This is a genomic window from Citrobacter sp. Cpo148 (assembly GCF_030332375.1).
GTDB lineage: Bacteria > Pseudomonadota > Gammaproteobacteria > Enterobacterales > Enterobacteriaceae > Citrobacter > Citrobacter portucalensis.
In genome coordinates this window covers 1-25,879 of the sequence record NZ_JAOWHY010000041.1, presented here as the reverse complement: position 1 = coordinate 25,879, position 25,879 = coordinate 1, and the positions used below count along the sequence as shown (strand labels likewise).

Here is a 25,879-nt window from a genome sequence, read left to right as displayed (position 1 = left end):
TGAAGCATCTGATTTCAGGCAGGGATGAAATAACAACAATCTGGAGGAATGTCGTGCAAACCTTTCAAGCCGATCTTGCCATTATAGGCGCCGGTGGCGCGGGATTACGTGCTGCAATTGCTGCCGCACAAGCAAATCCCAACGCTAAAATCGCACTGATCTCAAAAGTGTACCCAATGCGCAGCCATACCGTTGCTGCCGAAGGCGGCTCTGCTGCTGTCGCGCAGGATCATGACAGCTTTGACTACCATTTTCACGATACGGTAGCAGGCGGAGACTGGCTGTGTGAGCAGGATGTCGTGGATTACTTTGTCCACCACTGCCCAACTGAAATGACGCAACTGGAACAATGGGGCTGCCCATGGAGCCGTCGTGAAGACGGTAGCGTCAACGTACGTCGCTTCGGCGGTATGAAAATCGAGCGTACCTGGTTTGCCGCGGATAAGACCGGCTTCCACATGCTGCATACGCTGTTCCAAACATCTTTGCAGTTCCCGCAGATTCAGCGCTTTGACGAACACTTCGTTCTGGATATCCTGGTTGACGACGGTCATGCTCGCGGCCTGGTTGCCATGAACATGATGGAAGGCACGCTGGTGCAAATCCGTGCTAACGCTGTCGTGATGGCAACGGGCGGCGCAGGTCGTGTCTACCGTTACAACACCAACGGCGGCATCGTAACCGGCGACGGTATGGGCATGGCGCTGAGCCACGGCGTTCCGCTGCGTGATATGGAATTCGTTCAGTATCACCCAACAGGTCTGCCAGGATCCGGTATCCTGATGACTGAAGGCTGCCGTGGTGAAGGCGGTATTCTGGTCAACAAAAACGGCTACCGTTATCTGCAAGACTACGGCATGGGTCCGGAAACCCCGCTGGGCGAGCCAAAAAACAAATACATGGAACTCGGTCCGCGCGACAAAGTTTCTCAGGCGTTCTGGCACGAATGGCGCAAAGGCAACACCATTTCAACTCCGCGTGGCGATGTGGTTCACCTCGACCTGCGTCACCTCGGCGAGAAAAAACTGCTCGAACGTTTACCGTTCATCTGCGAACTGGCGAAAGCTTACGTGGGTGTCGATCCGGTTAAAGAACCGATCCCGGTACGTCCGACCGCGCACTACACCATGGGCGGTATCGAAACCGATCAGCACTGTGAAACCCGCATTAAAGGTCTGTTCGCTGTAGGCGAATGTTCCTCTGTTGGTCTGCATGGCGCTAACCGTCTGGGCTCTAACTCCCTGGCAGAACTGGTGGTCTTCGGTCGTATGGCCGGTGAGCAGGCAGCAGAACGCGCTGCAACGGCTGGCGCTGCAAACAGTGCCGCTCTTGATGCACAGGTTGCTGGCGTTGAAAAACGTCTGAAAGATCTGGTTAACCAGGAAGGTAACGAAAACTGGTCTAAGATCCGTGACGAAATGGGCCTGTCCATGGAAGAAGGTTGCGGTATCTACCGTACGCCGGAACTCATGCAGAAAACCGTTGATAAGCTGGCGGAACTGCAGGAACGCTTCAAGCGCGTACGTATCACTGATACCTCCAGCGTCTTCAACACCGACCTGCTGTATACCATCGAACTGGGTCACGGTCTGAACGTTGCTGAATGTATGGCGCACTCTGCTCTGGCGCGTAAAGAATCCCGCGGCGCGCACCAGCGTCTGGATGAAGGCTGCACCGAGCGTGACGATGTGAACTTCCTCAAACACACCCTCGCCTTCCGCGATGCTGACGGCACGACTCGCCTGGAATACAGCGACGTGAAAATCACCACTCTGCCACCAGCTAAACGTGTTTACGGTGGCGAAGCGGAAGCAGCCGATAAGAAGGAGAAGGCGAATGGCTGAGATGAAAAACCTGAAAGTTGAGGTGGTGCGCTATAACCCGGAAACCGATACCGCGCCGCACAGTGCTTTCTACGAAGTTCCTTATGATGAAACCACGTCACTGCTGGATGCGCTGGGCTACATCAAGGATAACCTGGCACCGGACCTGAGCTACCGCTGGTCCTGCCGTATGGCGATCTGCGGCTCCTGCGGCATGATGGTCAACAATGTACCGAAACTGGCATGCAAAACCTTCCTGCGTGATTACACCAACGGCATGAAGGTTGAAGCGCTGGGCAACTTCCCGATTGAGCGCGATCTGGTCGTCGACATGACGCACTTTATCGAAAGCCTGGAAGCGATCAAACCGTACATTATCGGTAACCCGCGTACACCGGATCAGGGTCCAAACACCCAGACTCCGGCGCAGATGGCGAAGTATCATCAGTTCTCCGGTTGCATCAACTGTGGTCTGTGCTATGCCGCGTGTCCGCAGTTCGGCCTGAACCCTGAGTTCATTGGACCGGCTGCGATTACGTTGGCGCATCGTTACAACGAAGATAGCCGCGACCACGGTAAGAAGGAGCGTATGGCTCAGTTGAACAGCCCGAACGGCGTCTGGACCTGTACTTTCGTGGGCTACTGCTCCGAAGTCTGCCCGAAACACGTCGATCCGGCTGCGGCCATTCAGCAGGGTAAAGTTGAAAGTTCAAAAGACTTTCTTATCGCTACCCTGAAACCACGCTAAGGAGTGCACGATGACGACTAAACGTAAAGCCTATGTGCGGCCAATGACGTCCACCTGGTGGAAAAAGCTGCCATTTTATCGTTTTTACATGCTGCGTGAAGGCACGGCAGTTCCGGCAGTCTGGTTCAGCATTGAACTGATTATCGGCCTGTTTGCACTCAAGCATGGTGCAGAGTCCTGGATGGGCTTTGTCGCCTTTTTGCAAAACCCGGTGGTGGTAATCCTTAACATTATCGCCCTGGCAGCAGCGCTGCTGCATACCAAAACCTGGTTTGAGCTGGCGCCAAAAGCAGCCAACATCATCGTAAAAGACGAAAAAATGGGGCCAGAGCCGATCATCAAAGGTCTCTGGGCAGTTACTGTGGTTGCGACAGTAGTCATACTGTTTGTTGCCCTGTTCTGGTAAGGAGTCCGGAATGATTAATCCAAATCCAAAACGCTCTGACGAACCCGTATTCTGGGGCCTGTTTGGTGCAGGCGGTATGTGGAGCGCAATCATTGCGCCGGTAATGATCCTGCTGGTAGGCATTATGCTGCCGCTGGGCTTTGTTCCTGATGCTTTCAGCTATGAACGCGTACTGGCATTCGCTCAGAGCTTCATCGGACGTGCGTTTCTGTTCCTGATGATCGTTCTGCCGCTGTGGTGTGGTTTACACCGTATGCACCACGCGATGCATGACCTGAAAATCCACGTGCCTGCTGGCAAATGGGTATTCTATGGACTGGCAGCAATCCTGACCGTTGTAACGGCTATTGGTATTCTGACCATCTAAGTACATGCGTTAATTATCAGGCCCGCCATTGGCGGGCCTTTTTATTTGTGCAGCATTCCTGTCAACCAACGGGAAAATTCACGCATCGCCGGTGTCTCCGGACGCGATTGCAAACGCGTTATCCAGTAACTTCCCAAATCAATCTGCGTTAAAAATGGTTGAACGATTCGTTCCCTACTGAGTAAATGCGTGAACATTCTGACTGGTGCAATTGCCACACCGATCCCCGCCTGCGCGGCTTCCAGCATGGTGACGGACGAATCAAACACCACCACGTTGTGCGTCGGTGACGGGGGCGCCTCTCCGGCAGCCTGCATCCAAAGCGTCCATTCATCCCGCCGATACGATCGTAATAACGGAAATTTCAGGATGTCCGCAGGCGTTTGAATCTGCGAAGCCAATGTTGGCGAACACAGTGGAGACATCAACGCGCTACATAAATATTGCGCGTCGGTATCATGCCAGGCTCCCCCTCCGTAGCGAATGGTATAATCCAGTCCTTCGGCAGCGGGATCCACGCGGTTATTATGGGTAGAAATATGCAAATCAATATGCGGGTAACTGCGCTTAAAATCGCCCAGTAGAGGAAACAGACACCCAACCGCAAAGGTCCCCACCACGCCAATTTTAAGTTTTTCCTGGGTCTGTTTGGTGGCAAAACGATCCAGCATCCCCGCCATACGATCGAAAGAGTCATTAAGTACAGGTAACAGACTTTCCCCTTCAGTCGTCAACATTAATCCACGAGAACCGCGCACAAAAAGCTGACAATTTAGCTGCTGCTCCAGCGCTTTTACATGCTGACTGATGGCAGAATGCGTCACGTTGAGCTCAATCGCGGCGCGGGTAAAACTGAGATGTCTGGCCGCGGCTTCAAAAGCCCGCAGCGAGTTAAGAGGGATATAGCTACGCGTCATCATCCGGCCTGTTAGAAAAACTTATATCTGCTGCTAAATTTAACCGTTTGTCAACACGGCGCAAATCAAACACACTGATTGCGTCTGACGGGCCCGGACACCCTTTTGCTTTTAATTACGGAACTGATTTCATGATGAAAAAATCGTTATGCTGCGCTCTGCTGCTGACAGTCTCATTCTCCACGTTTGCCGCCGCCAAAACAGAACAACAGATTGCCGATATCGTTAATCGCACCATCACCCCGTTGATGCAGGAGCAGGCTATTCCGGGTATGGCCGTTGCCGTTATCTACCAGGGAAAACCCTATTATTTCACCTGGGGTAAAGCCGATATCGCCAATAACCACCCAGTCACGCAGCAAACTCTGTTTGAGCTAGGGTCGGTCAGTAAGACGTTTAACGGCGTGTTGGGCGGCGATGCTATCGCCCGCGGCGAAATTAAGCTCAGCGATCCGGTCACGAAATACTGGCCAGAACTGACAGGCAAACAGTGGCAGGGTATCAGCCTGCTGCACTTAGCCACCTATACGGCAGGCGGCCTACCGCTGCAGATCCCCGATGACGTTACAGATAAAGCCGCATTACTGCGTTTTTATCAAAACTGGCAGCCGCAATGGACTCCGGGCGCTAAGCGTCTTTACGCTAACTCCAGCATTGGTCTGTTTGGTGCGCTGGCGGTGAAACCCTCAGGTATGAGCTACGAAGAGGCAATGACCAGACGCGTCCTGCAGCCATTAAAACTGGCGCATACCTGGATTACAGTTCCGCAAAGCGAACAAAAAGATTATGCCTGGGGCTATCGCGAAGGGAAGCCTGTACACGTTTCTCCGGGACAACTTGATGCCGAAGCCTATGGCGTGAAATCCAACGTTACCGATATGGCACGCTGGGTTCAGGTCAACATGGACGCCAGCCGCGTTCAGGAGAAAACGCTCCAGCAAGGCATTGCGCTTGCGCAGTCTCGCTACTGGCGTATTGGCGATATGTACCAGGGATTAGGCTGGGAGATGCTGAACTGGCCGCTGAAAGCTGATTCGATCATCAACGGTAGCGACAGCAAAGTGGCATTGGCAGCGCTTCCCGCCGTTGAGGTAAACCCGCCCGCCCCCGCAGTGAAAGCCTCATGGGTGCATAAAACGGGATCCACTGGAGGATTTGGCAGCTACGTAGCCTTCATTCCAGAAAAAAACCTTGGCATCGTGATGCTGGCAAACAAAAGCTATCCTAACCCTGTCCGTGTCGAGGCGGCCTGGCGCATTCTTGAAAAGCTGCAATAACTAACGATGAGGCCCAGGATATTGGGCCTCCTTTCTTTCTCTTTTTTTCCTGTTGTCATCTACACTTAACAAAAATACAGCAAGGAAAATCCCATGCGCATTTTGCCCGTCGTTGCTGCAGTTACGGCTGCATTCCTGGTTGTCGCGTGTAGCTCCCCGACAGCGCCGAAAGGCGTTACCGTGGTAAATAACTTTGATGCCAAACGCTATCTGGGAACCTGGTATGAAATTGCACGCTTCGACCATCGTTTCGAGCGCGGGTTGGATAAAGTGACCGCAACATACAGCTTGCGCGACGACGGCGGGATCAACGTTATTAACAAGGGCTATAACCCTGACAGGGAGATGTGGCAGAAAACGGAAGGGAAAGCCTATTTCACCGGCGACCCAAGCAGAGCCGCGCTTAAAGTTTCTTTTTTCGGCCCCTTCTATGGCGGGTATAACGTAATTGCACTCGACCGGGAATATCGTCACGCGCTGGTTTGTGGTCCGGATCGCGACTACCTGTGGATCCTTTCACGGACCCCTACTATTTCAGATGAAATGAAACAGCAAATGTTAGCCATCGCGACCCGGGAAGGGTTTGAAGTGAATAAACTGATTTGGGTGAAACAGCCTAGCGCTTAGTGAGTGCTCAGCTTCAGACCAATAATACCAGCAACGATCAGCCCAAGGCTCAGCAAACGTGCCGGGCTGGCAGACTCACCCAGCAGCAAAATCCCTGTAATGGCCGCCCCAACAGCGCCAATACCGGTCCAGACCGCATAAGCTGTTCCAACAGGCAACGTGCGCATTGCCCAGGAGAGCATGGCGATGCTGACGATCATCGCCGCAATAGTGATAATGCTTGGCGTAAGACGCGTAAAACCGTGGGTGTATTTCAGGCCAATCGCCCATACGACTTCGAGCAAACCTGCAATTAATAAAACGATCCAGGACATATCAGGCTCCAGAACTATGGGGCCGTCCCCGGTGAATGAAGCGTTTGCAGGTCGTCCTGCAAAGCTGATGTGTGAAATGGCATTTTTGCCCGGAAGAAAATGAATTTCAACCTTTTTATTCACTGCCTGCTAAAAGCAAGAATTAAGCATAATTAGCGGCGTAGTTCCCGCATTTGGCACTCATCGGAGTTCTCTATGATGAAGGGCTTTCTGAAACCAGAAAGTCGATTGCCCCTCTTCTGAATGCGAAACGTTTATGCTTAAAATTTTAGTGATTGACCGGTGCCACTTTACCCGCACAGGGATAGAGGCCTTGCTTAATCATTCTGGCAGGTTCAGCTCCTCATTTCTGGTATCAGGAATCAATAATCTCCTGTTAGCAAAAGAGCATATTTTGCAATGGAAACCGCATCTGGTGATCGCGGATTTATACAGTTTTATTAGCGAGACGCACTCCAGTCCGCCAATTAAACCTTTTTTTATGAGTTGTGGCGTCATCCCACTGATTTTACTGCAATCAGCAGACAGACAGCATGCCCCCATCGTGCCCTCTCAATCCGTAGCCCATTCGGTCTTGACCAAGCACACCACGCTGAACACACTCTCCCACACAATTCAGGAAGCGCTTCAGGTTCGCCCCGCATTAGAAATAGCCAAAAACGCCACGCCTTTGCTTACGCCGCAAGAGGAGAAAGTATTATCAATGTGGATGGATGGTGTGAGTAACAATGCCATTGCCGCCGCGCTCAGCATTCATGGCAAAACGGTCTACACCTATAAGCGGAATATCCGTATGAAACTGCACCTGGGGAACCGCTTCTCGCCGTTCCTGTCACTCCCAAGGAAGGGTGATTAACGGTACGACACGACGTCGTACCGTTCTTCATTATTGCTATTGCTGAGCTTTTGTCGCTGCACCAGAGATTGCGCTACCGCCTTCAGAGATATCCTGTCCTACGCCTCGTGTGGTATTACACGCGGTTAAAACGGAAGAAAGTACCAACACAGAAAAGATCGCAGCAATTGTCTTCTTAACCATAACGTCTTCCTTTTCTAGCCAATATTGTTTGTGTATAGCTACTTAATAATAGACAAGATCCGGGAGTGTGATGGATAAACAACCGTTTTTAAGACTATATGAAAGGATTAGCTGGCGGCGTGAGAAATTGAATTGCCAAGATGTTTGATGTCTTCACCGAAGCCGCGCGCGGTATTGCATCCCGTCATGAGGGTGCTGGTGAAAAGGAGTAGCATTACAAGACCGAGAAGACGTTTCATCATTCCTGCCCTGGAAAAAGTATGGCGCAGCAACCTGCGCCATAAGATCAAATGGAAAACTTATTTTACGCGAGAAACGTATTCGCCGGAGCGGGTATCCACTTTGATCACTTCGCCGATCTGTACGAACAGCGGAACTTTAACAACTGCGCCGGTAGACAGGGTAGCCGGTTTGCCGCCAGTACCAGCGGTATCGCCTTTCAGACCTGGGTCGGTTTCAACAACTTCCAGCTCAACGAAGTTCGGCGGAGTTACGGAGATCGGCTGACCGTTCCACAGGGTCACGATGCATTCAGCCTGGTCCAGCAGCCATTTAGCGTTATCGCCTACCGCTTTCTCGTCTGCAGCCAGCTGTTCGAAAGTGGTGTTATTCATAAAGTGCCAGAACTCACCGTCGCTATACAGGAAGGTCAGGTTCATGTCGGCTACGTCTGCGCCTTCAGCGGAGTCAGTAGACTTGAAGGTTTTCTCTACGCGAGTACCGGTCAGCAGGCGACGCAGCTTAACGCGCGCAAACGCCTGGCCTTTACCTGGTTTAACGAATTCGCTGGCTTCAACCGCATAAGGTTCGCCGTCCAACATGATTTTAAGACCAGCACGAAAATCGTTGCTATAGTACGTTGCCATAAGGCCCTCTGAAAATTGTTAACTGGTAGCTAAGCCACAAAATGGCGCATATTGTAACCCTAAATACCCCATCCAGAGAAGATTGGTTATCGCAACTTGCCGATGTTGTGACCGATCCCGATGAACTTCTGCATCTTTTGAACATAGATGCAGATGAAAAACTGTTGGCCGGACGCGACGCGAGACGGCTTTTCGCCCTGCGCGTGCCGCGTGCGTTTATTGCCCGCATGGAGAAAGGCAACCCGGACGATCCGCTTTTACGTCAGGTACTGACTGCCCAGGAAGAGTTTGTGGCCGCGCCAGGCTACTCAACCGATCCACTGGAAGAACAGCACAGCGTGGTTCCCGGTCTGCTGCATAAATATCGCAATCGGGCACTGTTGCTGGTTAAAGGCGGTTGCGCGGTAAATTGTCGCTATTGCTTCCGCCGGCATTTCCCATACGCCGAAAATCAGGGCAATAAGCGCAACTGGCAGGTCGCCCTCGACTACATTAACGCGCACCCTGAGCTGGATGAAATCATCTTCTCTGGTGGCGATCCGTTAATGGCCAAGGACCACGAACTGGACTGGTTGCTCACGCAACTGGAAGCTATCCCGCACATTAAACGTCTGCGTATTCACAGCCGTTTGCCGATAGTGATCCCGGCGCGCATTACAGAAGGACTGGTCGAGCGTTTTGCGCACTCCTCCTTGCAGATTCTGCTGGTCAATCACATTAACCATGCCAATGAAATTGATCAGACGTTTCGCCAGGCGATGAGCAGTCTGCGTGCCGTGGGCGTTACGTTACTCAACCAAAGCGTATTGCTGCGTGGCGTGAACGATAACGCACAAACCCTGGCTAACCTTAGCAACGCACTGTTTGATGCCGGTGTGATGCCCTATTACCTGCACGTGCTGGATAAAGTGCAGGGTGCCGCACACTTTATGGTCGGCGACGATGAAGCGCGTCGCATTATGCGTGAGCTTCTGACGCTAGTTTCCGGCTATATGGTCCCCAAACTGGCGCGTGAAATTGGTGGAGAGCCAAGTAAAACACCGCTGGATCTGCAGTTACGTCAACAATAGCTATTACTGAGTGTCCGATTCCGGACACTCACCACGATTACTTATTATTTAAATACCCACAAGTGGAGCCTCGCTTTTAATCTGTGCTATTTTAATTAGCGCAGTTCAATTATTCATTCGTAAATTTTATCAATAGTTTCAAATGCAGAATATTAATAAATATATGGTTAGGGAGAACCTTTTATGGCTATAAGTATTAAGGGCGTTAATACTGGCATTATTCGCCAAAAGAATGAATTTGTTGCCATGGCATTAAAAATAAAAGAACCAAGAAACAAAGAATCTCTCTTTTTTCTCTCTCCACTTGGACTTAGAGACCTGCTTATCGCGCTGGAGAGCCGGCTGTACGCCATTTCACAGCTAAACACAGACGAGCGTATGCAATATGAAAAGACATGTGATAAAGCCAGCAAAAAAATGCACGAGAATATTCCGTCAATTCAGGAAGATGAACTAAAAAATGCGGATATTAACCGTCGCATAAATTCGCTGATGTTAGTGGATGACAAAGGCGAGAATTTAACATTTTCTCTGACGTTACATGACGGACAAACATGCGAATTACTGGTTAATGAATTACAGATTCAGGTGTTGGCGCATGCAATTATTCACGCAATAAATAATGCTGGCATGAGAGAACTCGCGCTACGAATAACATCGCTGCTGGATTTCCTGCCGCTGTACGATGTTGATTGTCAGCAAAACGACAATCTGGAATACGACTCTTATACACAACCCGAATGGAAACATAACCTGTTTAATCATTATCTGGCGATTATTTACCGCTATACAGACAATAAAGGAAAAGCCCAGTTCTGTGGTTCGGTAGTGAAAACTCGCGCCCTTTCCGGTAGCAAAGAAGCCGAAGCCATTACTCGCCGTCTTCTCGACTTCAGCCCGCGGCTGAAAAAACTTGCCGGTGTACCGTGCCAGGTGTTTGTCAGAACGTTGACGGGTGATAAGACGCAAAAGCTCAATCAGGATCAGTGCCTGCGCGCATTGCATCATTTACGCGTTCAGTCTGCGCATAAGACTCAGAATGCCTGATGGCGTTGCGCTTATCAGGCCTACGATCATTCGTACCGTAGGCCGGATAAGACGCTTTAGCGTCGCCATCCGGCATCAGCAGCAGTTCTCAATTAGGGCACTTATAAACCTGTCCAATCATCTCACTGGCGGTAGGAACAAAGCTGGACAGCATTCCCTGCGATGGGCTGCTGACGCCATAAATCACGTTGCCGCCCATTGCCGCAGCCTGGTTACGCAGATCGTTTGCTGCGCCACGCATTGAGCCGCCCTCTTCGCCGTGCTGGCCTGAAAGCCAGTTGCTTTGCTTACCGGTTGCGGTGCCTATCAGTTGGCACTCTGCGCCAGGCTTGTCTTCAACAAAACGTACGCTTTGCCCGGCTGAACTCAGTTCATTGCTGGAGCTACAACCCGCCATCAGTAGCGCGGCACCAACGATCCCTGCTAAATATTTCACGTGCATGTCATTCCCCATATTCAATTAGTTGGACCTTATGTCCGTAGCTGAATCATATACTAAAAAGATGACCAAAAGAAAAACCCCCAGACATTTCTGCCCGAGGGTTTCTCAATTCTGGGAGATGAGTACCCAAATCATTCTGGTTGCAGGAAGGCGGCCAGTTTGTTAATCCCCAGGAGCTTACTCAAGTAAGTGACTGGGGTTAGCAAACGCAGCCAACGCATCTGCAGCCTGAAGGATGCAGGGTGTGGGCAATTACATCATGCCGCCCATTCCACCCATGCCACCCATACCGGCAGCACCTAAGTCAGGCGCATCGCCTTTCGGCAGGTCGGTAACCATGCACTCGGTGGTGATCATCAGACCCGCAACAGAAGCCGCATACTGCAGAGCAGAACGAGTTACTTTGGTTGGATCCAGGATACCCATGTCGATCATGTTGCCGTATTCTTCAGTTGCAGCGTTGTAACCGTAGTTACCGTCACCCGCTTTTACGGTGTTAGCCACTACAGACGGCTCTTCGCCGCAGTTCAGAACGATTTGACGCAGCGGAGCTTCCATTGCGCGCAGCGCAACTTTGATACCTACGTTCTGGTCTTCGTTCTGACCTTTCAGGCCGGCAATTTTAGACGCTACGCGAATCAGCGCAACACCACCACCAGCAACCACGCCTTCTTCTACAGCAGCACGGGTAGCGTGCAGGGCATCTTCAACGCGGGCTTTCTTCTCTTTCATTTCAACTTCAGTCGCAGCACCAACTTTGATAACCGCAACGCCGCCTGCCAGTTTCGCTACGCGCTCCTGCAGTTTTTCACGGTCATAGTCGGAAGTTGCTTCTTCGATCTGCTGACGAATCTGAGTCACGCGACCCTGGATTGCAGCTTCGTCGCCCACGCCATCGATGATGGTGGTGGTGTCTTTGTTGATAACAACGCGTTTCGCCTGACCCAGATCTTCCAGAGTTGCTTTTTCCAGCTCCATACCGATCTCTTCAGAGATAACGGTACCACCGGTCAGGGTAGCGATATCCTGCAGCATTGCTTTACGACGATCGCCGAAGCCAGGTGCTTTAACCGCAGCGACTTTCACGATACCGCGCATGGTGTTAACAACCAGAGTTGCCAGCGCTTCGCCTTCAACATCTTCAGCGATGATCAGCAGCGGTTTGCCTGCTTTCGCTACAGCTTCCAGAACCGGCAGCATTTCGCGGATGTTGGAGATTTTCTTGTCAGCCAGCAGGATGAACGGGCTTTCCAGTTCTACTGCGCCAGTTTCCGGCTTGTTGATGAAGTAAGGAGACAGGTAGCCACGGTCGAACTGCATACCTTCAACCACGTCCAGTTCGTCCTGCAGACCGGTACCGTCTTCAACGGTGATCACGCCTTCTTTACCGACTTTGTCCATCGCTTCAGCGATCAGTTTACCTACGGTTTCGTCGGAGTTAGCGGAGATGGTACCAACCTGAGCAATAGCTTTAGAGTCGGAGCACGGTACTGACAGTGCTTTCAGTTCTTCAACAGCAGCAGCGACAGCTTTGTCGATACCACGTTTCAGATCCATCGGGTTCATGCCCGCAGCAACGGCTTTCAGACCTTCAGTGATGATGGACTGAGCCAGTACGGTTGCGGTGGTGGTACCGTCACCTGCAGCGTCGTTCGCTTTAGAGGCAACTTCTTTCACCATCTGCGCACCCATGTTTTCGAACTTGTCTTCCAGTTCGATTTCACGTGCTACGGAAACACCATCTTTAGTGATGGTCGGTGCACCGAAAGATTTATCCAGAACTACGTTACGGCCTTTTGGACCGAGGGTAACTTTCACTGCATCTGCCAGTACGTTTACGCCGCGCAGCATTTTCACACGAGCGTCGTTACCGAATTTTACGTCTTTAGCTGCCATTTTCTCTTTCCCTTAAATTCGTATGTTCAGTGTCGTTCGCGGATTAGGCTTCAACAATCGCCAGGATGTCGCTTTCAGACATGATCAACACTTCTTCATTGTCGATCTTCTCAGATTTAACTCCGTAGCCATCGTTGAAAATAACGATATCGCCGACTTTCACGTCCAGCGGCTGTACGGTACCGTTGTCCAGGATGCGACCCTTACCGACAGCGATGATTTCGCCACGAGTTGATTTACCTGCTGCAGAACCAGTCAGTACGATGCCGCCAGCAGATTTGGATTCAACTTCTTTACGTTTGACGATCACACGATCATGTAACGGACGAATACTCATTGATAGCTCTCCTTTGAGAAAGTCTTTATCAGTTATGGGTGACGCCGGCCCGTAAACGGTTTCCCGGCTAGTGACCAGAGAGATGGGGATGGGGTTTTGTGCCTTCAAGGGGGCAAGCGAAAAAAATTTTTTATCAGCAGAAAATCCCGTCAAAACGCCGACGCACCTCACATTTCATAACGATTTCAGTCATGTCGTCATAAGCAAATCTGATTGTGATACCATCAAAAATCTGCGCTGTAGCCCGGTCAATGGGCATAACCGGATAACAACTTATGAGCGGACTGAAACAAGAGCTGGGACTGGCTCAGGGCGTTGGCCTGTTGTCGACATCATTGTTAGGTACAGGCGTTTTTGCCGTCCCCGCGCTGGCCGCACTGGTTGCGGGCAACAACAGCCTGTGGGCATGGCCGGTGCTGATTGTTTTGGTCTTTCCTGTGGCGATTGTCTTCGCCGTACTGGGTCGTCATTTTCCCAGCGCAGGCGGTGTGGCGCATTTTGTCGGCATGGCCTTTGGTTCACGCCTGGAGCGCGTCACCGGATGGCTATTTTTGTCGGTCATTCCTGTCGGTTTGCCTGCGGCATTGCATATCGCCGCCGGATTCGGTCAGGCGATGTTTGGCTGGCATGACGAGCAGCTTTTGCTGGCTGAGCTCGGTACGCTGGCATTGGTTTGGTACATCGGCTCCCGCGGCGCAAGCTCCAGCGCGAATCTACAAACGGTCATTGCAGGACTGATTGTTGCCCTGATTGTTGCTATCTGGTGGGCGGGCGATCTGACACCTGGCGAAATCCCCTTCCCTGCGATTACCGATATTGAGCTTCCTGGCCTGTTCGCCGCGTTGTCGGTCATGTTCTGGTGCTTTGTCGGCCTTGAAGCGTTTGCTCACCTGGCGTCTGAATTCAAAAATCCGGAGCGAGACTTCCCACGCGCACTGATGATCGGCCTGCTGCTGGCAGGGTCTGTTTATTGGGCATGCACCGTTGTCGTTCTCCATTTTGGTGCCTACGGCGAGCAAATGGCGGCCGCAGCGTCGCTGCCAGAGATCGTCGTGCAACTGTTTGGCGTACAAGCTCTGTGGGTCGCCTGCATCATTGGTTATCTGGCCTGTTTTGCCAGCCTCAACATTTATATACAAAGCTTCGCCCGGCTGGTCTGGTCGCAAGCGCAGTATAAGCCGGAGAGTTATCTGGCTCGTCTGTCCCCCCGACACCTTCCGCGCAATGCGCTAAACGCCGTATTGGGCTGCTGCGTAATCAGTACTCTGTGCATCTATATGCTGCAAATCAATCTCGATGCGTTAATCGTCTACGCCAACGGCATCTTTATTATGATTTATTTGCTGTGCATGTTGGCGGGGTGTCGATTACTGAAAGGGCATTATCGCGCACTGGCGATCATTGGCGGTCTGCTGTGCCTACTGCTACTGGCGATGGTCGGCTGGAAGAGTCTGTACGCGTTGATTATGCTGGCAGGACTGTGGCTGTTTTTACCCCGCAGGCCGGATAAGGCAACGTTGACGCCATCATCCGGCCTATAAACACTTTTGCCGGATGGCGCTAACGCTTATCCGGCCTACATACTGATGCTTAATCCCGACGATCGTCTTTATGTTCGATGCTGTCGCGCTTGTCATCCTTGCGCTGAAATTCACCATCAAAAGTCTCACCGCCACCCGTTCCGGCGCTAAAACCACCGCCAGGCATACGCGAAAAACGCAAATGTGGCAGCAGTTTCATCGTCAGATGTTTTTGCACCGGGGGTAATAAAAGAAGAAGACCGAGGAAATCGGTAAAAAATCCGGGCAGCACCAACAGCAGACCGGCAATAATCAGCGATACGCTTTTGATCATTTCTGCAGCCGGACTTTCACCTGCCGCCATTTTCTGTTGCATCAGTAAAAAGTTCTTAAATCCCTGATTACGAACCAGAGACATACCGATAACCGATGTAAAAATAACCAAAATCAGCGTCATCAGGACGCCCATCACATGGGCAACCTGAATAAAGATAGATATCTCTATGTAAACATAGAGAAAAATGGCAAGTAATGGTATCCAGCGCAAAGGGATCTCCTGTTAATAACAGCCGTTTTGTTCAACTTCTGTTCGAAAAATTATGTTAATCGCATCGATTTGATATTGTGGTGGTTAGCAAAATTTCAAGTGGCTTGTACACTAATATTTGGGGTTAATCACAAAGGGGTGATCCATTTCACAGAATAATAAATAAGGGGTAAATTCCACGCTTTAAGTGATCCAGATTACGGTAGAAATCCTGAACCAGCATATGATCTCGGGTATCAGACCGATGCAGGGGATAATCGTCGGTCGAGAAACAATCGAAATCACATATATCCTGTGTGTTTAGTCAAATCATTGGCAGCTTGAAAAAGAAGGTTCACATGTTAAACAACATTCGTATCGAAGAAGACTTGTTGGGTACCAGGGAAGTTCCAGCGGACGCCTACTACGGTGTCCATACTCTGAGAGCGATTGAAAACTTCTACATTAGCAACAACAAAATCAGCGATATTCCTGAATTTGTTCGCGGTATGGTAATGGTTAAAAAGGCAGCGGCTATGGCCAACAAAGAGCTGCAAACCATTCCTAAGAGTGTGGCAAATGCCATCATCGCGGCGTGTGATGAAGTCTTGAATAACGGAAAATGCATGGATCAGTTCCCGGTAGACGTTTACCAGGGTGGTGCGGGTACCTCCGTCAACATGAACACCAACGAAGTTCTGGCCAATATCGGTCTGGAACTGATGGGTCACCAGAAAGGTGAATATCAGTACCTGAACCCGAACGACCACGTTAACAAATGTCAGTCTACCAACGACGCATACCCAACTGGCTTCCGTATCGCTGTATACGCATCCATCATCAAACTGGTTGATGCACTGAACCAGCTGCGCGAAGGCTTCGAGAAAAAAGCTGTTGAATTCCAGGACATCCTGAAAATGGGTCGTACCCAGCTGCAGGATGCTGTACCGATGACCCTCGGTCAGGAATTCCATGCTTTTAGCGTACTGTTGAAAGAAGAAGTGAAAAACATTAGCCGTACCGCTGAGCTGCTGCTGGAAGTTAACCTCGGCGCGACAGCAATCGGTACTGGTCTGAATACACCGAAAGAGTACTCTCCGCTGGCAGTACAGAAACTGGCTGAAGTCACCGGCTTCGCCTGTGTTCCGGCAGAAGATCTGATTGAAGCAACTTCTGACTGTGGCGCATACGTTATGGTGCACGGCGCACTGAAACGTCTGGCTGTGAAGATGTCCAAAATCTGTAACGACCTGCGTTTGCTCTCCTCTGGTCCGCGTGCGGGTCTGAACGAGATCAACCTGCCGGAATTGCAAGCTGGTTCTTCTATCATGCCAGCTAAAGTGAACCCGGTTGTTCCGGAAGTCGTAAACCAGGTGTGCTTCAAAGTCATCGGTAACGACATCACTGTAACCATGGCATCTGAAGCTGGTCAGCTGCAGCTGAACGTAATGGAGCCGGTCATTGGTCAGGCAATGTTTGAATCCATTCACATTCTGAGCAATGCTTGCTACAACCTGCTGGAAAAATGCGTTAGTGGTATCACTGCTAACAAAGAAGTCTGTGAAGCGTTTGTATTCAACTCCATCGGCATCGTTACTTACCTCAACCCGTTCATTGGTCACCACAACGGCGACATCGTCGGTAAAATTTGTGCCGAAACCGGTAAGAGCGTACGTGAAGTTGTCCTGGAGCGCGGTCTGTTGACCGAGTCTGAACTGGACGATATCTTCTCTGCACAGAACCTGATGCACCCTGCTTATAAAGCAAAACGTTATACTGATGAAAGCGAACAGTAATCGTGTAGGGTAGTACCGGAGAAGGCACGTCATGATGACGTGCCTTTTTTCTTACTCGAAGTTACTTAAAAACAACAATTTAATATCAACTTGTTAAACAACAAGGAAGGCTAATATGATAGTTTTAGAACTTATCATCGTTTTGCTGGCAATCTTTTTAGGTGCCAGACTTGGGGGTATCGGTATTGGATTTGCAGGTGGGCTGGGTGTTCTGGTTCTCGCCGCTATCGGCGTAAAACCCGGTAATATCCCGTTCGATGTTATTTCCATCATCATGGCGGTTATCGCTGCCATTTCAGCTATGCAGATTGCAGGTGGTCTGGACTATCTGGTTCATCAAACTGAAAAACTGCTGCGTAAAAACCCGAAATACATCACGATCCTTGCACCTATCGTGACCTATTTCCTGACTATCTTCGCAGGTACCGGCAACATCTCTCTGGCAACGCTGCCAGTTATCGCTGAAGTTGCGAAAGAACAAGGGATCAAACCTTGCCGTCCGCTCTCTACTGCAGTGGTTTCTGCACAGATTGCGATTACGGCTTCTCCAATCTCCGCAGCCGTGGTTTACATGTCTTCTGTAATGGAAGGTCATGGCATCAGCTACATTCACCTGCTGTCCGTGGTCATTCCATCCACCCTGCTGGCTGTTCTGGTCATGTCCTTCCTGGTAACTGCACTGTTCAACTCCAAACTGTCTGACGACCCGATTTATCGTAAGCGTCTGGAAGAAGGCCTGGTTGAACTGCGTGGTGAAAGACAAGTTGAAATCAAAGCGGGCGCAAAAACTTCTGTTTGGTTGTTCCTGCTGGGCGTGGTTTGTGTCGTCGTATATGCGATCGTCAACAGCCCAAGCCTCGGTCTGGTCGCTAAGCCGCTGATGAACACCACCAACGCAATCCTGATCATCATGCTGAGCATCGCGACGCTGACCACGATCATCTGCCGCGTTGAAACTGACTCCATCCTGAACTCCAGCACTTTCAAAGCAGGTATGAGCGCCTGTATTTGTATCCTGGGTGTTGCATGGCTGGGTGATACCTTCGTATCTCACAACATTGACTGGATCAAAGATACTGCAGGTAGCGTAATTCAGGGTCATCCGTGGCTGCTGGCTGTCATCTTCTTCTTTGCTTCTGCACTGCTGTACTCTCAGGCTGCAACCGCTAAAGCACTGATGCCGATGGCTCTGGCCCTGAACGTTTCCCCACTGACTGCTGTTGCGTCTTTCGCCGCGGTTTCTGGCCTGTTCATTCTGCCAACCTACCCAACTCTGGTTGCGGCAGTTCAGATGGATGACACCGGTACAACTCGCATCGGTAAATTCGTCTTTAACCATCCGTTCTTCATCCCGGGTACTCTGGGTGTGGTTCTGGCTGTCTGCTTCGGCTTCTTGCTGGGCAGCTTCATGCTGTAAGTTTTTCCTGCAGGGTGCCTGGGCGCCCTGCAGTTCCTCCTCCCCACCCCGCTTTAACTAACATCCTTCCCTCGTCCGTTGTATAGTGACCACTCTTTTGCTGGTTACTCTGTTCTTTCGAGGTGTTTATGCTTGATGTAAAGAGTCAGGATATTTCCATCCCCGATACCGTTGTGGTGCTCTGTACCGCCCCGGATGAAGCAACCGCCCAGGATCTCGCCGCCAAAGTGCTGGCGGAAAAGCTGGCTGCTTGCGTGACCCTGCTACCCGGTGCGACCTCCCTCTACTATTGGGAAGGCAAACTGGAACAGGAATATGAAGTCCAGATGATTTTAAAAACCACCGTCACACACCAGCAAGCCCTTCTCGATTGCCTGAAGTCACATCATCCGTATCAAACGCCTGAACTTCTGGTTTTACCCGTCACTCACGGAGACTTTGATTACCGCTCATGGCTCAACGCATCCTTACGCTGATCCTGCTGCTGTGCAGCACATCTACCTTTGCCGGATTATTTGACGCGCCTGGCCGCTCGCAGTTTGTTCCTGCCGATCGGGCGTTTGTTTTTGATTTTCAGCAAAACCAACACGATCTGAACCTCACATGGCAGGTTAAAGATGGCTACTATCTGTATCGCAAACAGATAAGCATCATGCCATCTCAGGCCGATATTGCTGAGGTAAAACTGCCGCCAGGCGTCTGGCATGAAGATGAGTTTTACGGCAAAAGTGAGATTTACCGTAAACAGCTGACTGTCCCGATCACGGTCAATCAGGCTAAGTCTGGCGCAACATTAACGATCACATATCAGGGCTGCGCCGACGCCGGATTTTGCTATCCGCCAGAAACAAAAACGGTGCCATTAAGTGAAGTGTCTGCTGGTTCCGCGGCCGCCTCTGCGCCAGCCCCAGCCACTGCAGATCCGCAAGAGAAACCGCAGCCCACGGCCCAACTCCCCTTCTCCGCACTGTGGGCATTGCTGATCGGAATTGGTATCGCGTTTACGCCTTGCGTACTGCCGATGTATCCGTTGATTTCCGGTATCGTACTGGGTGGCAAGCAGCGCTTATCAACCGGACGGGCACTGCTGCTGACGTTTATCTACGTTCAAGGGATGGCGCTCACCTATACCGCGCTGGGTTTGGTTGTTGCAGCCGCCGGTTTGCAGTTCCAGGCTGCGCTTCAGCATCCCTACGTCCTGATTGGCCTTGCCGTCATCTTTACGCTGCTGGCTCTGTCGATGTTTGGCCTGTTCACGCTGCAATTGCCTTCATCACTGCAAACCCGTCTCACGCTAATGAGTAACCGCCAGCAAGGCGGATCTCCCGGCAGCGTCTTTGCGATGGGGGCGATTGCTGGTCTCATCTGTTCTCCTTGCACAACGGCCCCGCTAAGCGCGATTTTGCTGTATATCGCTCAGAGCGGGAACATGTGGCTGGGAGGCGGTACGCTGTATCTGTACGCGCTGGGGATGGGCTTACCACTGATGTTGATTACCGTCTTTGGCAACCGCCTACTGCCTAAAAGCGGTCCATGGATGGAACATGTCAAAACCGCTTTTGGCTTTGTCATTCTGGCGCTTCCCGTCTTCTTACTCGAACGTATCGTTGGCGACGAGTGGGGCGTTCGCTTATGGTCACTGCTAGGCGTCGCGTTCTTTGGCTGGGCGTTCATCACCAGCCTACAGGCAAAGCACGCCTGGATGCGTATCGTGCAGATTGTCCTGTTAGCCGCAGCACTGGTAAGCGTGCGTCCATTGCAAGACTGGGCGTTCGGCGCGCCACATGCTCAAACCCAGGCACATCTTAACTTCACGCCGGTGGCATCGGTAGATGCGTTAAATCAAGCACTGGCGCAAGCTAAAGGCAGGCCAGTCATGCTGGATCTGTATGCCGACTGGTGTGTAGCCTGTAAGGAATTTGAAAAGTACACGTTCAGTAATCCGCAGGTTCAGCAAGCGCTAGGCAACACGGTGCTATTGCAGGCGGATGTGACAGCAAATAATGCCCAGGATGTCGCTCTCCTGAAACATCTACAGGTTTTAGGTTTGCCGACTATCTTGTTCTTTGATGCCGAGGGGAAAGAGCACCCGGAAGCTCGGGTTACGGGCTTTATGGATGCCGCGACCTTCAGCGCACATTTGCGCGATCGCCAACCGTGAGCGACACTTGCAACAGGAAATACGGAGGAGAATACCGTGCAACGTGAAGATGTCCTGGGAGAAGCCCTGAAATTACTTGAGGTGCAAGGGATAGCCAATACCACGCTGGAAATGGTGGCCGAACGCATCGATTATCCTCTGGATGAACTGCAGCGCTTTTGGCCCGATAAAGAGGCCATTCTGTACGATGCGCTACGTTACCTCAGCCAGCGGGTGGATATCTGGCGGCGTCAGCTTTTACTGGATGACACGCTGAGCGCTGAGCAGAAATTACTGGCGCGCTACACTGCGCTGTCCGAATGCGTGAGCAATAATCGCTATCCCGGCTGTCTGTTCATCGCCGCCTGTACGTTTTACCCCGATCCCGGGCATCCGATCCATCAGTTAGCCGATCAGCAAAAAAAGGCGGCACATGACTTCACCCATGAGCTGCTGACGACGCTGGAAGTTGACGACCCGGCAATGGTCGCCAAACAGATGGAACTGGTGCTGGAAGGCTGCCTGAGCCGCATGCTGGTTAATCGTAGCCATGCTGATGTCGAAACGGCACACCGCCTGGCTGAAGATATCCTGCGCTTTGCCCAGTGCCGAATGGGCGGTGCGCTGACCTAAGCGAGCATTATCTGTTTTCGTCGCCTCTGTCGGAAATATTTGTGCAAACTTCAGGCATAACCATGCAGATTGCCGCAATATTAAGCGGTTGAACAATGTTTCCAGAAATTTGATTGACTGACAGACGTGAATACGGTTTAATGCGCCCCGTTGCCCGGATAGCTCAGTCGGTAGAGCAGGGGATTGAAAATCCCCGTGTCCTTGGTTCGATTCCGAGTCCGGGCACCACTATTTAGAAGAACCCGCCTATGGCGGGTTTTTTGCTTTCTGGGCTCCGCGAGATTTCTTATCGTTCTGCCAACAGCGACTCCTACCCCACCTCATCACGACACTTAAACCTTTCACTGGAACCACGATGGTACTGCAAAAAATATAGCGGTATCAGGCACACCTCTTTGTCTGGCGTGCTTATCCATAGGCCAGATTTGAGTAATTTATCTGAACAACCTTGGGCACAATACTGTTGCGGGAGCGCCAGGTCGCGCCGCATTTCATTGATAAGCTCGCTGAAGGTCGCCCCCCCCTCTTCCAGATGGCGTTGTAGGGTACGCACATTCATCCCCAGGGGCTGGAGTTGGTGCGCCGCCTCGACATCTGAAGCAAACGCCAGGGAGTAAATACCAACCTTCATCTACAATTGCCGTCATACCGAGCAAATAATGAGTCAACGAGGAACCTGGATGGTGAAAACAAGAGTCATACAGTCAGCGCAGGGAGCCCATGCCTATCCGCTGCTGATCAAGAGCTTGCTGCTGTCGGGTGGGCGTTCTCATCCCGAGCGAGAAATCGTCTACGCCGACAAGCTGCGTTACGACTATCGCACCCTCAAACAGCGCATCCATCGCCTGGCAAACATGCTGACAGCGGCCGGTGTCATGCCTGGAGACACCGTCGCCCTGCTAGATTGGGACAGCCATCGCGCCCTCGAGTGCTTCTTCGCGGTGCCTATGATTGGTGCCGTGCTACACACGGTGAACGTCCGCTTCTCGGCGGACCAAATCGCTTACACCATGAATCATGCCGAGGACAACCTGGTACTGGTGCACGACGACTTCTTGCCGGTTGTCGAGTCACTGGCAGAGACACTGACCACTGTCCGGGGATACATCCAGCTTAGCGACGAAGAATCGAAGGCAACCAGCCTGCCGGTGCTGGGGGAATATGAGACCCTTCTGGCCGCCGCGGGAAATCGCTTTGACTTCCCCGACTTCGATGAAAACTCGGTAGCGACCTTGTTCTACACCACTGGAACCACGGGCAATCCCAAGGGGGTCTACTTCAGCCATCGTCAGCTGGTCCTGCACACGCTCAATGAGCTGGGCCTCCTGGCAGCCCACGAGGGACAGTCGCTGCTACGATCGAACGATGTCTATATGCCGATCACTCCTATGTTTCACGTGCACGCCTGGGGCGCTCCCTATGTCGCAACAATGCTGGGTGTGAAGCAGGTCTACCCCGGTCGTTACGAACCCAACAAGCTGGTGCGGTTCTATCACGATGAGGGTGTAACCTTCTCGCACTGTGTGCCAACCATCTTGCAAATGATCCTCGAGTGCGACGAAGCCACACGGACCGATCTGTCAGGATGGAAGATGTTGCTGGGTGGCAGTTCACTGTCCCTTGGACTGGCGACACAGGCCCATCATAAGGGCATACGCATTCACGCTGGCTATGGTATGTCTGAAACCTGTCCCCTGCTCTGTATGACCCACTTAAGCGATGCCGAGCTGGCCCTTCCCATGGATGAGCAGCTACCCCTGCGGATTCGGACCGGCCTGCCTGTTCCGTTGGTGGATCTGCGTATCGTCGATGGCGAAGGTCGGGAGGTAGTGCACGACGGCGAAGCCCTGGGTGAAATAGTGGTGCGAGCCCCTTGGCTGACTCAGGGCTACCTGAAGGAACCCGAGAAAGGAGCTGAGCTATGGAATGGCAGTTGGCTGCATACCGGCGACATTGCCTCTATCGATCCCCATGGGATAGTGGAAATAAAGGATCGCATCAAAGACGTAATCAAGACGGGCGGTGAGTGGATAAGCACGCTGGAGCTGGAGAGCCTCATCAGCTCACACGCGGCGGTCAGGTCGGTAGCCGTCGTCGGGATACCTGATGAACAGTGGGGCGAACGCCCCCTGGCTCTGGTGGTTTGCAAGGAAGGGGAAGACCTGGAGCCGCAGGCCATAGCGGCACATCTACAAGGATTCGTCGACCGCGGCCACATCACTAAATGGGCGATCCCACGACAGATAAGGATAGTCCCAGAAATTCCCAAAACCAGCGTCGGCAAGATCAACAAGCGCTTGATCCGCGAGCTCGAAGCCAGCAATGGGAAGGAAAGCATTTAAGCGATCTGTCGCATTCATAGCGTAAGGTTAATAACAGTCACGCTGTCTCTATTTCAGGTAGCATGTCGGTATCAATACTCTGCCGGGGATCTCACCGTCCCCGCGCGGATGCTGATCGCCCTTTAGCAAAATGGGTGCCTGGGCATGTTCATCGCCCCCAGACCTTCCATCCAGCCTGATCACTTACCTAAATCTGCATTATTCAACAACGCCAGATTCACCCTCACTCATGCTTTCTTTGCTTTGAATGAACCGGAGCGCCAAATAAAGGTCTGGTGCCAGAATCATGTCGTCATCTTTCATTGTCGGTCGACTCTCCTTAAACCAGCGTGTTAACTCCGTTTTTCGGCCCGCAAGAATTAACTTAATCTGCCGCCCCTTCAGGTCCCGTTTTAACTCATTAATGGTTGCCAGAACGCTGATATCTGAATAGGTAAAGCAAGAAACGGCGTCAATGACCACCCATTTAGGTTGTAGTACTGCACCATCGACTAAATTCAAAACGCGGCGCTTAAAATAGGCCACATTAAAATAAGTCAGCGGTGAGTTAAATCGGTACATCAACACGCCAGGGATCATTTTCACATCAGTTGAATTACCTAATGAGTGAATCATTCCATGTTCGTCAATTCCCAATAAGTGTTCAGTAGGACGAAAAACTGTGCGCAGGAACTGCAACAGACCCAGCAATACCGCAAGGCCAATCCCCTGAATAACACCAATAATCAGAACACAGCCAAAGGTGAAGAACGCCAGGCGAAATGCGGGTTTATTTCTTCGCCTCAGGTTCCAGAGTCCGCGTAAATCAATTAATGACCACGATGCATAAATTAGAACAATGCCTAATGCAGATACCGGAATAAATTGTAATGGCTGCGTGAAAAATACCACGACGATTCCGATGATTAAGGCAGCAACAACGGAAACAAGCTGGCTTTTCCCTCCAGAGGAATCATTTACCGCAGTCCGGGAATCGGCTCCGCTAATCGCAAACCCCTGAGATAAGCCAGACATTAGATTCGCGACACCCAAAGCCCTGAACTCAGCATCAGCATTTATTTCGTATCCGTTTTTTGCGGCAAAACTGCGAGCGGTTAGCATCAGGCTAACAAAACTGACTAACGCCAGGTTCAGCGCAGGGATCAATAAATCACGCGCCAGACCAGGCTGAAACGATCCCCAGTGAACGACGGGCAAACCAGACTGAAAGCCCGATCCCCCAATAGTGGCAATCCCATACTGCTGCGCAGATGTAATCCATACCAGCGCCGTTGTTATCACAATAGCAATCAACGGTGCTGGCCATTGGCTACGAAACGTTTTGATAGCTATTAAAATCGCTAACGTTAGGATGGAGATACCTAAGGTTAATAAATGAATTTCTGAGAGTCGGCCAGGCAGGGCAATGATCTTCTCAATCACTTGCTCTTCATCAAGCGTAATCCCCAACACCTTACCGAGTTGCCCGACAATAATCGTCACGGCAACCCCGTTAAGCAGACCCGTTAGAATGGGATGCGAAAGCAAGTCAGCAAGCGCACCCAGGCGAAATTTACTGGCAAGCAGGCACCATCCCCCCATCATCACAGTCATGACAATTGTCAACTGCCAGTGAAGTTCTGGGTTTCCGGCAGAAAGAGGAACCACAACGGCCGCAATCACCGCGCAGGTCGTGGCATCAGGACCAACAATCAATTGGCGGGAAGAACCAAACAGCGCATAAGCTAGCATTGGCAAAACGCAGGAATATAACCCGACGATAGCCCCGACTCCCGCCAACTCAGCGTAAGCAATCGCAACCGGTAGTGCTACGGCAGCAACGGATAACCCGGCTTTAACATCATGTTTTAGCCAGCTTTTATCGTACGCTAATAAATTTTTTAGCCCTGGCATGTAGTTTAATACCATTTTTCCGAACACTTTATTCTCCGGATAGACCCTTACTTATAGATAAAGGTACACGTAACTGTCGCAGGCGATCCTGATATTTTCGGGAGGTAATACAGAAAATTCAGATTGGGGGTTTACTGCATATACCGCAGGATGGCTTGTGTTATGGAGGCTCAGGATATAGATTTGCACCCGATGGTGCGGTGTTGTGATGTGCCTGATGCGCTGCGCTTATCAGGCCTACAAAATACGTTCAGCCCGGCCCCTGCAGGCCGGATAAGGCGGTACGCCGCATCCGGCGGTTTTCAGCCCGCACAGACGCAAAAAAGCCCATCCGTCAGGATGGGCTTCTTCATTAAATTTGATGCCTGGCAGTTTATGGCGGGCGTCCTGCCCGCCACCCTCCGGGCCGTTGCTGCGCAACGTTCAAATCCGCTCC

Annotated in this window: 28 protein-coding genes and 1 tRNA gene; 18 read left to right on the top strand and 11 right to left on the bottom strand. The window is 51.4% G+C overall.

Features of this window, described 5'->3' with window-relative positions:
* The first annotated feature begins 53 nt into the window (after nt 1-53).
* The 4 genes from frdA to frdD are packed head-to-tail and all read left to right on the top strand — an operon-like array spanning nt 54 to nt 3,344.
* The gene (gene frdA / locus OGY10_RS06000; protein WP_003830519.1) at nt 54-1,844 is read left to right on the top strand and encodes a fumarate reductase (quinol) flavoprotein subunit; all 1,791 of its coding nucleotides are present in this window, start codon (nt 54-56) and stop codon (nt 1,842-1,844) included.
* Nucleotides 1,837-2,571, top strand: a complete 735-nt coding sequence (frdB, locus tag OGY10_RS05995; RefSeq protein ID WP_003025540.1) for a fumarate reductase iron-sulfur protein — start codon at nt 1,837-1,839, stop codon at nt 2,569-2,571. The genes frdA and frdB overlap by 8 nt, the downstream gene beginning before the upstream one ends.
* A gap of 10 nt (nt 2,572-2,581) precedes the next feature.
* Complete coding sequence (gene frdC / locus OGY10_RS05990; RefSeq protein ID WP_003025537.1) at nt 2,582-2,977, top strand: fumarate reductase subunit FrdC; 396 nt, start codon at nt 2,582-2,584, stop codon at nt 2,975-2,977.
* A 10-nt stretch (nt 2,978-2,987) separates the two neighbouring features.
* On the top strand, nt 2,988-3,344 hold the full coding sequence (gene frdD, locus OGY10_RS05985) for a fumarate reductase subunit FrdD (RefSeq protein ID WP_003025535.1): 357 nt from the start codon (nt 2,988-2,990) through the stop codon (nt 3,342-3,344).
* Between the two features lie 41 nt (nt 3,345-3,385).
* Here frdD and ampR read toward each other — a convergent pair whose 3' ends face one another.
* Complete coding sequence (gene ampR / locus OGY10_RS05980) at nt 3,386-4,261, bottom strand: LysR family transcriptional regulator AmpR (RefSeq protein WP_020996269.1); 876 nt, start codon at nt 4,259-4,261, stop codon at nt 3,386-3,388.
* A 131-nt stretch (nt 4,262-4,392) separates the two neighbouring features.
* On the opposite strand from ampR, the gene blaCMY reads away from it, so the two are divergent.
* Together blaCMY and OGY10_RS05970 are read left to right on the top strand one after the other, a co-directional pair.
* Nucleotides 4,393-5,538, top strand: a complete 1,146-nt coding sequence (gene blaCMY, locus OGY10_RS05975; RefSeq protein WP_048236297.1) for a CMY-2 family class C beta-lactamase — start codon at nt 4,393-4,395, stop codon at nt 5,536-5,538.
* A 93-nt stretch (nt 5,539-5,631) separates the two neighbouring features.
* Nucleotides 5,632-6,165, top strand: a complete 534-nt coding sequence (locus OGY10_RS05970) for a lipocalin family protein (RefSeq protein WP_286576445.1) — start codon at nt 5,632-5,634, stop codon at nt 6,163-6,165.
* Here the strand turns inward: OGY10_RS05970 and sugE are convergent.
* Nucleotides 6,162-6,479: a quaternary ammonium compound efflux SMR transporter SugE gene (sugE, locus tag OGY10_RS05965; RefSeq protein WP_000118520.1), complete on the bottom strand. Its 318-nt coding sequence runs from the start codon at nt 6,477-6,479 to the stop codon at nt 6,162-6,164. The two genes, OGY10_RS05970 and sugE, sit on opposite strands and share 4 nt — an antisense overlap.
* 256 nt (nt 6,480-6,735) lie before the next feature.
* On the opposite strand from sugE, the gene OGY10_RS05960 reads away from it, so the two are divergent.
* Nucleotides 6,736-7,335 carry a LuxR C-terminal-related transcriptional regulator gene (locus OGY10_RS05960; protein WP_048236298.1) on the top strand — a complete coding sequence of 200 codons (600 nt, stop codon included), beginning with the start codon at nt 6,736-6,738 and terminating at the stop codon, nt 7,333-7,335.
* A gap of 36 nt (nt 7,336-7,371) precedes the next feature.
* On the opposite strand, the gene ecnB is transcribed toward OGY10_RS05960, so the two are convergent.
* The 3 genes from ecnB to efp form a co-directional block, all read right to left on the bottom strand.
* A complete protein-coding gene (ecnB, locus tag OGY10_RS05955) occupies nt 7,372-7,518 on the bottom strand; it encodes a lipoprotein toxin entericidin B (RefSeq protein ID WP_003025482.1) in 147 nt (48 codons plus the stop codon).
* Nucleotides 7,519-7,625: 107 nt separating this feature from the next.
* Nucleotides 7,626-7,760 carry a lipoprotein antitoxin entericidin A gene (gene ecnA / locus OGY10_RS05950; protein ID WP_048236299.1) on the bottom strand — a complete coding sequence of 45 codons (135 nt, stop codon included), beginning with the start codon at nt 7,758-7,760 and terminating at the stop codon, nt 7,626-7,628.
* A 57-nt stretch (nt 7,761-7,817) separates the two neighbouring features.
* Entirely contained in the window at nt 7,818-8,384 is a 567-nt protein-coding gene (gene efp, locus OGY10_RS05945; protein ID WP_003025478.1) for an elongation factor P, read from the bottom strand.
* 41 nt (nt 8,385-8,425) lie between these two features.
* On the opposite strand from efp, the gene epmB reads away from it, so the two are divergent.
* Nucleotides 8,426-9,454, top strand: a complete 1,029-nt coding sequence (gene epmB, locus OGY10_RS05940; RefSeq protein ID WP_250671472.1) for an EF-P beta-lysylation protein EpmB — start codon at nt 8,426-8,428, stop codon at nt 9,452-9,454.
* Nucleotides 9,455-9,637: 183 nt separating this feature from the next.
* Nucleotides 9,638-10,501 (top strand): YjeJ family protein, encoded by an 864-nt coding sequence (gene yjeJ, locus OGY10_RS05935; RefSeq protein ID WP_071446089.1) that lies wholly within the window; start codon nt 9,638-9,640, stop codon nt 10,499-10,501.
* An 88-nt stretch (nt 10,502-10,589) separates the two neighbouring features.
* On the opposite strand, the gene OGY10_RS05930 is transcribed toward yjeJ, so the two are convergent.
* From OGY10_RS05930 to OGY10_RS05920, 3 genes are all read right to left on the bottom strand, one after another.
* The gene (locus OGY10_RS05930) at nt 10,590-10,943 is read right to left on the bottom strand and encodes a DUF4156 domain-containing protein (RefSeq protein WP_003025468.1); all 354 of its coding nucleotides are present in this window, start codon (nt 10,941-10,943) and stop codon (nt 10,590-10,592) included.
* Nucleotides 10,944-11,195: 252 nt separating this feature from the next.
* Nucleotides 11,196-12,839: a chaperonin GroEL gene (groL, locus tag OGY10_RS05925; RefSeq protein ID WP_048236304.1), complete on the bottom strand. Its 1,644-nt coding sequence runs from the start codon at nt 12,837-12,839 to the stop codon at nt 11,196-11,198.
* A gap of 43 nt (nt 12,840-12,882) precedes the next feature.
* Nucleotides 12,883-13,176 (bottom strand): co-chaperone GroES, encoded by a 294-nt coding sequence (locus OGY10_RS05920; RefSeq protein ID WP_000027827.1) that lies wholly within the window; start codon nt 13,174-13,176, stop codon nt 12,883-12,885.
* A gap of 275 nt (nt 13,177-13,451) precedes the next feature.
* Between OGY10_RS05920 and yjeH the strand changes: the two genes are divergently transcribed.
* A complete protein-coding gene (gene yjeH / locus OGY10_RS05915) occupies nt 13,452-14,717 on the top strand; it encodes an L-methionine/branched-chain amino acid transporter (protein ID WP_057066611.1) in 1,266 nt (421 codons plus the stop codon).
* Nucleotides 14,718-14,766: 49 nt separating this feature from the next.
* Here yjeH and OGY10_RS05910 read toward each other — a convergent pair whose 3' ends face one another.
* Nucleotides 14,767-15,243, bottom strand: coding sequence for an FxsA family protein (locus OGY10_RS05910; protein ID WP_003025457.1), 477 nt, complete (start codon nt 15,241-15,243; stop codon nt 14,767-14,769).
* A 338-nt stretch (nt 15,244-15,581) separates the two neighbouring features.
* Here OGY10_RS05910 and aspA point away from each other — a divergent pair, with 338 nt between their 5' ends.
* The 6 genes from aspA to OGY10_RS05880 all read left to right on the top strand — a co-directional run bounded on the left by aspA (nt 15,582) and on the right by OGY10_RS05880 (nt 21,436).
* Entirely contained in the window at nt 15,582-17,018 is a 1,437-nt protein-coding gene (gene aspA / locus OGY10_RS05905) for an aspartate ammonia-lyase (protein ID WP_003830668.1), read from the top strand.
* A gap of 115 nt (nt 17,019-17,133) precedes the next feature.
* Nucleotides 17,134-18,435 (top strand): anaerobic C4-dicarboxylate transporter DcuA, encoded by a 1,302-nt coding sequence (dcuA, locus tag OGY10_RS05900; RefSeq protein ID WP_003830670.1) that lies wholly within the window; start codon nt 17,134-17,136, stop codon nt 18,433-18,435.
* A gap of 128 nt (nt 18,436-18,563) precedes the next feature.
* Nucleotides 18,564-18,911, top strand: a complete 348-nt coding sequence (gene cutA / locus OGY10_RS05895; RefSeq protein WP_003025447.1) for a divalent cation tolerance protein CutA — start codon at nt 18,564-18,566, stop codon at nt 18,909-18,911.
* On the top strand, nt 18,887-20,596 hold the full coding sequence (locus OGY10_RS05890; protein ID WP_286576440.1) for a protein-disulfide reductase DsbD: 1,710 nt from the start codon (nt 18,887-18,889) through the stop codon (nt 20,594-20,596). The genes cutA and OGY10_RS05890 overlap by 25 nt, the downstream gene beginning before the upstream one ends.
* A gap of 36 nt (nt 20,597-20,632) precedes the next feature.
* Nucleotides 20,633-21,208 (top strand): transcriptional regulator, encoded by a 576-nt coding sequence (locus tag OGY10_RS05885; protein WP_008785982.1) that lies wholly within the window; start codon nt 20,633-20,635, stop codon nt 21,206-21,208.
* A gap of 152 nt (nt 21,209-21,360) precedes the next feature.
* Nucleotides 21,361-21,436, top strand: a tRNA-Phe gene (locus OGY10_RS05880).
* An 82-nt stretch (nt 21,437-21,518) separates the two neighbouring features.
* Here the strand turns inward: OGY10_RS05880 and OGY10_RS05875 are convergent.
* Nucleotides 21,519-21,839 carry a helix-turn-helix transcriptional regulator gene (locus tag OGY10_RS05875; protein ID WP_286576439.1) on the bottom strand — a complete coding sequence of 107 codons (321 nt, stop codon included), beginning with the start codon at nt 21,837-21,839 and terminating at the stop codon, nt 21,519-21,521.
* Between the two features lie 49 nt (nt 21,840-21,888).
* Between OGY10_RS05875 and OGY10_RS05870 the strand changes: the two genes are divergently transcribed.
* Nucleotides 21,889-23,550 carry a fatty acid--CoA ligase gene (locus OGY10_RS05870; RefSeq protein ID WP_079935388.1) on the top strand — a complete coding sequence of 554 codons (1,662 nt, stop codon included), beginning with the start codon at nt 21,889-21,891 and terminating at the stop codon, nt 23,548-23,550.
* 198 nt (nt 23,551-23,748) lie between these two features.
* Here the strand turns inward: OGY10_RS05870 and OGY10_RS05865 are convergent, their stop codons facing one another.
* Complete coding sequence (locus OGY10_RS05865; RefSeq protein ID WP_008785980.1) at nt 23,749-25,470, bottom strand: SulP family inorganic anion transporter; 1,722 nt, start codon at nt 25,468-25,470, stop codon at nt 23,749-23,751.
* 135 nt (nt 25,471-25,605) lie between these two features.
* Between OGY10_RS05865 and OGY10_RS05860 the strand changes: the two genes are divergently transcribed.
* Nucleotides 25,606-25,879: hypothetical protein (locus OGY10_RS05860; protein WP_286576437.1), on the top strand; the 274-nt coding region annotated here is incomplete at its 3' end.

Bases quoted from the DNA above. Each gene is read 5' to 3' on its own strand.
- frdB (WP_003025540.1), top strand. From the start codon at position 1,837: ATGGCTGAGATGAAAAACCTGAAAGTTGAGGTGGTGCGCTATAACCCG.
- frdC (WP_003025537.1), top strand. From the start codon at position 2,582: ATGACGACTAAACGTAAAGCCTATGTGCGGCCAATGACGTCCACCTGG.
- frdD (WP_003025535.1), top strand. From the start codon at position 2,988: ATGATTAATCCAAATCCAAAACGCTCTGACGAACCCGTATTCTGGGGC.
- ampR (WP_020996269.1), bottom strand. From the start codon at position 4,261: ATGACGCGTAGCTATATCCCTCTTAACTCGCTGCGGGCTTTTGAAGCC.
- blaCMY (WP_048236297.1), top strand. From the start codon at position 4,393: ATGATGAAAAAATCGTTATGCTGCGCTCTGCTGCTGACAGTCTCATTC.
- OGY10_RS05970 (WP_286576445.1), top strand. From the start codon at position 5,632: ATGCGCATTTTGCCCGTCGTTGCTGCAGTTACGGCTGCATTCCTGGTT.
- sugE (WP_000118520.1), bottom strand. From the start codon at position 6,479: ATGTCCTGGATCGTTTTATTAATTGCAGGTTTGCTCGAAGTCGTATGG.
- OGY10_RS05960 (WP_048236298.1), top strand. From the start codon at position 6,736: ATGCTTAAAATTTTAGTGATTGACCGGTGCCACTTTACCCGCACAGGG.
- ecnB (WP_003025482.1), bottom strand. From the start codon at position 7,518: ATGGTTAAGAAGACAATTGCTGCGATCTTTTCTGTGTTGGTACTTTCT.
- ecnA (WP_048236299.1), bottom strand. From the start codon at position 7,760: ATGATGAAACGTCTTCTCGGTCTTGTAATGCTACTCCTTTTCACCAGC.
- efp (WP_003025478.1), bottom strand. From the start codon at position 8,384: ATGGCAACGTACTATAGCAACGATTTTCGTGCTGGTCTTAAAATCATG.
- epmB (WP_250671472.1), top strand. From the start codon at position 8,426: ATGGCGCATATTGTAACCCTAAATACCCCATCCAGAGAAGATTGGTTA.
- yjeJ (WP_071446089.1), top strand. From the start codon at position 9,638: ATGGCTATAAGTATTAAGGGCGTTAATACTGGCATTATTCGCCAAAAG.
- OGY10_RS05930 (WP_003025468.1), bottom strand. From the start codon at position 10,943: ATGCACGTGAAATATTTAGCAGGGATCGTTGGTGCCGCGCTACTGATG.
- groL (WP_048236304.1), bottom strand. From the start codon at position 12,839: ATGGCAGCTAAAGACGTAAAATTCGGTAACGACGCTCGTGTGAAAATG.
- OGY10_RS05920 (WP_000027827.1), bottom strand. From the start codon at position 13,176: ATGAGTATTCGTCCGTTACATGATCGTGTGATCGTCAAACGTAAAGAA.
- yjeH (WP_057066611.1), top strand. From the start codon at position 13,452: ATGAGCGGACTGAAACAAGAGCTGGGACTGGCTCAGGGCGTTGGCCTG.
- aspA (WP_003830668.1), top strand. From the start codon at position 15,582: ATGTTAAACAACATTCGTATCGAAGAAGACTTGTTGGGTACCAGGGAA.
- dcuA (WP_003830670.1), top strand. From the start codon at position 17,134: ATGATAGTTTTAGAACTTATCATCGTTTTGCTGGCAATCTTTTTAGGT.
- cutA (WP_003025447.1), top strand. From the start codon at position 18,564: ATGCTTGATGTAAAGAGTCAGGATATTTCCATCCCCGATACCGTTGTG.
- OGY10_RS05890 (WP_286576440.1), top strand. From the start codon at position 18,887: ATGGCTCAACGCATCCTTACGCTGATCCTGCTGCTGTGCAGCACATCT.
- OGY10_RS05875 (WP_286576439.1), bottom strand. From the start codon at position 21,839: ATGAAGGTTGGTATTTACTCCCTGGCGTTTGCTTCAGATGTCGAGGCG.
- OGY10_RS05870 (WP_079935388.1), top strand. From the start codon at position 21,889: ATGGTGAAAACAAGAGTCATACAGTCAGCGCAGGGAGCCCATGCCTAT.